Here is a 6,591-nt window from a genome sequence, read left to right on the forward strand (position 1 = left end):
CAGGTCAAAGCCGCCGACATCGGTCTGCGTGCCAAGACCTACCTGGAACAGAACGGCGCTAAGAAAGTCAAGTAAGCGTCTGGTCTGACACAAAACAAAGGGGCGAGAGTAATCTTGCCCCTTTTTCTATGAAGACGATGCAAGGCGAACAACGCAATTTTCTGCCCTTTACTGGCTGGACCGGCACTTTGCTGGCGCTCTTGGTGTGGACGGTGCTGACGCTGGTTTCCTTGTTTACACAGCGTGAGCAGTTGAATCGGGCGGCGGCAGAACTGGCGCGCATCGATGCCGTGGCAAATTTGAAGAAGGATATGGCGATTCGCAAATGGGCATCCACGGTCGAAGGGGTGTTCATTCGCGAAAAACACATTCCGGCAGTCAATTCACTGGAGCAGGAAGAGCGGGTAACGGCGGTGCGTTACACCGGTCAGCAATTCACCTTGGTATCGGTCACGCCCATGCATTTATTGCTGGCCATTCAGGGGATGACGAATCAGGAATTCGGCAGCCGCGAGCGACTGACCTCGAAGCAGTTACGCAATCCCGACAATGTCGCCGATGAGTGGGAAACCAAGGCGCTGGAAGAGTTGGAAAAAGGGGCCAGCATCGTGACACAGGCGCTGCCGAAAAAAGGCGGGCACGGTTTGATGCGGGCGATGATTCCGATGCAGATGGAAAAAGAATGCCTGGAGTGTCACCGCGACACCCTGGTGCCGGTGGGTGGCTTGCGCGGCGGCGCAACAATTTCTATCGATCTCAACACCTATCGCGCGGCGCAGGAACCGACCTGGCACGCCATTCGGATCTGGCACGGCGGCATTTGGTTGCTGGGCTTGGCGGTGATCATGCTGCTGCACCGTGTTTTTGTGCGCCGAGCGGCAGAGTTTCAGCGCCAGGAACAGCTGCGCCGGGAAAATGAAGCTGCCTTTGCCGCGATGGCCGAGGGGGCGGTGATTACCGACCACAATGGCGACATCCTGTGGGTGAATGATGCTTTTTGTCAGATTTCTGGCTATGCGCGCAGTGAGGTGGTAGGGCGCAATCCGCGTTTGTTGAAATCTGGTGTGCACGAAAAACCGTTTTACACCGCCCTCTGGCAGCAGTTGAAGCGCGAAGGCCATTGGCGTGGCGAAATCTGGAACCGGCGCAAGAATGGCGAGGTGTTTCCTGAAGATTTGTCGATTCAGGCCTTGCGCAGCCCGGATGGTGTGATTCGCCGTTATATCTCGATTTTTTCCGACATTACTCAGCGCAAGAAAAATGAAAGTGAGCTGGCGGCCTACCGCGAGCATCTGGAGGATCTGGTGCGCCAGCGCACGGAAGAATTGACCGTGGCGCGCGATGCGGCGGAGGCGGCCAATCGCAGCAAGTCAATTTTTTTGGCCAACATGAGCCATGAGTTACGCACGCCACTCAATGCCGTCATCGGTTTTTCGCGTTTGATGGCCAATGACCCCGGTTTGTCGCCGGTGCGCCAAGACAATGTGCGCATCATCAGCCACTCTGGCGAGCATTTGCTGACCTTGATCAACGATGTGCTCGAGCTCTCCAAGATCGAATCTGGATCGATGCAGGTGCGACCGGAGGAAATCGATTTGCCGGAATTATTGGGCCAGGTCGTCGATATGATGAGCTTGCGCGCCGAGGAAGGAGGCTTGCGCCTGGATTTGAGCTATGAAGAGTTGCCGCGTCTGGTCTTGCTCGACCCGGGGATGCTGCGTCAGATTTTGCTCAATCTGCTTTCCAATGCGATTAAATTCACCCCTGAAGGCAGCGTCACCCTGAAGGTGAAAGTGCACAGCCTCTCTGCGCAAAGCGCCCGCCTGGAATTTGCCGTGTGCGATACCGGGATTGGTATTGACAGCGTCGATCAGGCGCGGATTTTTTCCTCTTTCGAGCAAATTGGTTCAGCCCATCAAGGCGGGACCGGTTTGGGGCTGACCATTAGTCAGCGCTATGTCGAATTGATGGGCGGCGAGTTGTGCGTGCGCTCGCAGCCTGGGGTGGGATCGGAATTCAGTTTTGCCATTGTCGTGCCGGTGGTGGCTGCCAGCGGCACCTTGCAACCGCGTCTGTTGCCGCAGCGCCTGTCGCCGCTGACGCAGGCGCAAGGGCTCTTGTTGCTGGATGAAAGCGAAGATCACCGGCATTTGCTTGAGGCCATACTGACGCCCCTGAATTTTGCCGTGCACCCGGCAGCGAACTGGGAGGAGGCGCAAGCTGTGCTGGCAAAGCAGAGCGTGCTGGCCGTCATCACCGATTGGCGTTTGCCGGAGATCGGCGGCGCACAATTACTCAAGGAAATTGCCCGATTAAGCCCCGCGCCGGTTTTTGTATTGACTGCCGATGCCTTGCTGGAAACGCGTCAGGCCGCCCTGGATGCCGGGGCGGCTGGCTTTTTGTGTAAACCGCTGAGTGAGCCGGAATTGCATTGTTTGCTTGCGCAGGTGCTTTCTTTGCCACTGGCAGAGGACGCGCTGCCGATGATCAACGATGTGGGTGCCCTTTCACCCCAAGATTACGCTTTGCTCGAACCCCCGGAGCGCGAGCAGCTGACACAGGCGGCGCTGACCTTGAATCCGGAGGCCATCGAGCGTGCCTTGTCCATTATCGCCGCGCGGCTGCCACCTCTTGCCGAGCGTTTGCAGGCGATTGCCCAAGAAAGACGTTATTCGGATTTGTGGGCCTGGCTAGGAATCGGCATGGCGACAGAGCCGTCCGTGGCGGCCGAAGCAGGTGGGCGTGACGCTGAAATACAGGAGAAACGATGATGACAATGCCGTCTGCGCCGCAGCTTGCCGTTCAAGCGAGCGTCAAGCGCGCCGATGAAATACTGGTGGTGGATGACACCCCCGCCTCTTTGCAGCTTTTGGCTGATTTGCTGACCGAAGCCGGTTATGTCGTGCGGGTCGCCCCGGAAGGGGCCATGGCCTTGCATTCGGCCCTGGCCCGTCCGCCAGAATTGATTTTGCTCGACGTGCGCATGCCCGGCATGGACGGTTACGAATTATGCCGTCGCTTGAAAGCTGCGCCGCAAACCTGCAATGTGCCGGTCATTTTTCTTTCCGCCTTGCGCGAAACCACCGACAAATTACGCGGTTTCACTCTGGGGGCGGTCGATTACATCGGCAAACCCTATCAGGCGGAAGAGGTTTTGGCGCGGGTGCGCACCCACATTGACTTGCACCGCTTGAAAACACGTTTGGCAGAGGAAGTTGAACAACGCACCGAAGAGTTGCGTCTGTCTTCTGAAGAATTGGAGGAAAAGCGCGCCCAGTTGCAGGCTTTGATGGGCTTCATGCATCAGGTACGCGAAGATGAACGCACCAGCATCGCGCGCGAATTGCACGATGAACTGGGGCAATCTCTCACTGCTTTGCGTATTGAATTGAGCTGGCTGCGCAAGCACTGTGCGCCGCTGGGAGAAGTTGTGCTCGAGCGGGCGGATGCGGGCTATGCGCTGGTCGAACAGACGGTACAGTCGCTCCGCCGGATTTCCGAAGGCTTGCGCCCGGGGATGCTCGATGTGCTGGGCTTGTGTGCGGCTTTGGAGCATCTGGTCAGCCAGTTTGCCGAGCGTACCGGGGTGAGTTGCTCGTTTAGCGCCGACGCCGACGATTATCGTTTGCCGGAAAACGGCGCCATCACGGTGTTTCGTCTGGTGCAGGAAGCCTTGACCAATGTCGCCCGGCACGCCGAGGCGAGCCAGGTCAGCGTGCGCCTGGCGCAGGAAAAAAATAGCCTGCATCTGTGTGTCAGCGATAATGGGCGCGGTTTCGCCAGCGCACAGCCGCGCCAGGGTTTTGGCCTTTTGGGAATGCGCGAGCGCGTGCTCCTGCTGGGGGGAGAAATCACGATTGACGGCAAGAACGGCACCCACATCGATGTCCGTCTGCCACTCGTAAAAGGGGAGTAGCCATGATTCGAATTTTGATTGCCGACGATCACGATATTTTGCGCGCGGGTCTGCGCCATATTCTGGCCGATGCGCCCGATATCGAGGTGGCCGATGAAGCAACCAACGGCAGCGAAGCCATTGCCCTGTTGCGCAAAGGGCGGTGCGACGTGCTGGTGCTCGACCTGACCATGCCCGGGCGTAACGGTATCGAGCTGATCAAACAAATCCGCAGCGACTTTCCGCGCCTGCCGGTGCTAATTCTCAGTATGCACAAGGAAGATATTTACGCCGTGCGGGCGCTCAAGGCCGGGGCCAATGGCTATTTGTGCAAGGACAATGCCGAGGGTTTTCTGGCTGAGGCCATTCGCAAGGTGCATGGTGGCGGTTTGTTCATCAACCAGAACGTCGCTGAGCGCTTGACCATGAATATTTTGCAGGGGCGGCACGCCGAATTGCCGCATAACCGCCTGACGGATCGCGAATACCAGATTTTTCTGCATATCGTGCAGGGCATGGGAGTGACCGAAATTGGCCGGCATCTGAATCTGAGCGTAAAAACGGTGAGCACGCATAAAGCAAGCATCCAGGCAAAGATGGATCTGGCCAATACGGCAGAGTTGGTGCGCTATGCCGTTGAAAACAATCTGATGGACAGCAATGCGGCAGAGGGTGTCTAGGAATTTTCCTACCAATAGCCAGAGATCGTCCTAAGTCATAATCCAGCAAACGCCACCTTATCGGCATGGCGTATTTCGCCCAAAATGCGACAAATTGCCGCAGGAGATTGCGGTGATTTGGGGTTGTTTATTCCAAACATATGGGAGAAGCGAGATGAGTAGATTGGTGATCAAGTCGGGCGTGCTGCTGTTGGCGGCGGGTCTTGGTCTTGGTGCGGCGGGTAGCGCGTTTTCGGCGGAATCGCTGCAAGACGTGATGAAGCGCCGCAATCTGAGCCAGCAGGACCTGCTGGCGGCGGCGAAGACCTATGTGCCGACGGGCAAGCGCGATGAATTTTTGGCGTTCAGCTCGGGCGGTCAGTCGGGCCAGGTGATTGTGTACGGGATTCCGTCGATGCGGATTCTGAAGTACATCGGCGTGTTCACGCCGGAGCCGTGGCAAGGTTATGGTTTTGACGAAGATTCGAAGGCCGTGTTGAAGCAGGGCTGGATCGACGGCAAGGAAATCACCTGGGGCGACACGCACCACCCGGCGATTTCGGAGACGAACGGTCAGTACGACGGTCAGTACCTGTTCATCAACGACAAGGCGAACCCGCGTCTGGCGGTGATCGACCTGCGTGACTTCGAGACCAAGCAGATCGTGATCAACCCGATCTACAAGTCGGAGCACGGCGGTGCCTTTGTCACCACGAACACCGAGTATGTGATCGAAGCCGCACAATATGCGGCCCCGCTGGAGAACAAGAAGTTCTACCCGCTGGAAGAGTTCAACGAGAAGTATCGCGGCGGCGTGACCTACTGGAAGTTTGACCGCAAGGAAGGTCGTCTGGACCCGAAGAAGTCGTTCTCGCTGGAACTGCCGCCGTACTCGCAGGACTTGTCGGACGCAGGTAAAGGCCCGTCGGAAGGCTGGTCGTTCACCAACTCCTTCTGTACCGAGCGCTACGTTGGCGGCATCGAAAAAGGTCGTCCGCCGTATGAAGCCGGCTGCTCCGCCAAGGACACCGACTATCTGCACGTGATCAACTGGAAGAAGGCGGCTGAACTGGTTGCGGCCGGCAAGGCCAAGAAGATCAACGGCCACGACGTGCTGATGATGGAAACGGCAATCAAGGAAGGCATCCTGTTCCTGATTCCGGAACCGAAGTCGCCGCACGGTGTTGACGTGACGCCGGATGGCAAGAACATCGTGGTGTCGGGCAAGCTGGACACGCACGTTTCGGTGTATAGCTTCGAGAAGATCCAGGCTGCCATCAAGGCGGGCAAATTTGAATCGAAGGATCCGTACGGCATCCCGGTGATCAGCATGAAGGACACGCTGCACACCCAGGTGCAACTGGGCCTTGGTCCTTTGCACACGCAGTTTGATTCGAAGACCTGTATTGCCTACACCTCGCTGTATGTGGATTCGCAAGTGGCGAAGTGGAACTTCTGCGAAGGCAAGGTGCTGGACAAGATCTCGGTGCACTACAACATTGGTCACTTGATGACCATGGAAGGTGACACCGTGGCCCCGAAGGGTCGTTACCTGGTGGCCTTGAACAAGCTCTCCATCGACCGTTTCAACCCGGTAGGCCCGCTGCACCCGCAGAACCACCAGCTGATCGACATTTCGAACGACAAGATGCAGTTGTTGTACGACATGCCGCTGCCGCTGGGTGAGCCGCACTATGTGGTGGCGATTGAAGCGAGCAAGCTGAAGCCGGGCGTTCGCTACAAGGTGGGTACGGACAGCCGCACCGACAAGCCGCACCCGGGTGCAGTACGCGCGGGTGAAGAGAAGACCGAGAAGAAGGGTAACCAGATCACGGTTTATGGCACGCTGATCCGTTCGCACATCACGCCGGAGACGATCGAAGCTGAAGTGGGCGACGAAATCACCATCCACCTGACCAACCTGGAGCGCGCCCAGGACGAGACCCACGGTTTTACGGTTTCGACCTACAACAAGCACGCCTCGGTTGAACCGGGCAAGACGGTGACGGTGAAGTTCAAGGCGGACAAGGAAGGCGT

General features: G+C 57.5%; 4 protein-coding genes. All 4 read left to right on the forward strand.

The features are described 5' to 3' along the window. Nucleotides 1-128: 128 nt before the first annotated feature. The gene (locus ACM62Q_RS12810) at nucleotides 129-2,771 is read left to right on the forward strand and encodes an ATP-binding protein (RefSeq protein WP_415037194.1); all 2,643 of its coding nucleotides are present in this window, start codon (nucleotides 129-131) and stop codon (nucleotides 2,769-2,771) included. Beyond that, on the forward strand, nucleotides 2,768-3,916 hold the full coding sequence (locus ACM62Q_RS12815) for a response regulator (protein WP_415037196.1): 1,149 nt from the start codon (nucleotides 2,768-2,770) through the stop codon (nucleotides 3,914-3,916). Before ACM62Q_RS12810 ends, ACM62Q_RS12815 begins: the two co-directional genes overlap by 4 nt. A 2-nt stretch (nucleotides 3,917-3,918) precedes the next feature. Then, nucleotides 3,919-4,575, forward strand: a complete 657-nt coding sequence (locus ACM62Q_RS12820) for a response regulator transcription factor (RefSeq protein ID WP_415037198.1) — start codon at nucleotides 3,919-3,921, stop codon at nucleotides 4,573-4,575. 154 nt (nucleotides 4,576-4,729) lie between these two features. Then, nucleotides 4,730-6,591, forward strand: a 1,862-nt coding sequence (gene nosZ / locus ACM62Q_RS12825; protein ID WP_415037200.1) for a Sec-dependent nitrous-oxide reductase, incomplete at its 3' end; no start/stop codon positions are given.

Origin of the sequence: Azonexus sp. (assembly GCF_047638095.1) — a bacterium.
Classification (GTDB): Bacteria; Pseudomonadota; Gammaproteobacteria; order Burkholderiales; family Rhodocyclaceae; genus Azonexus.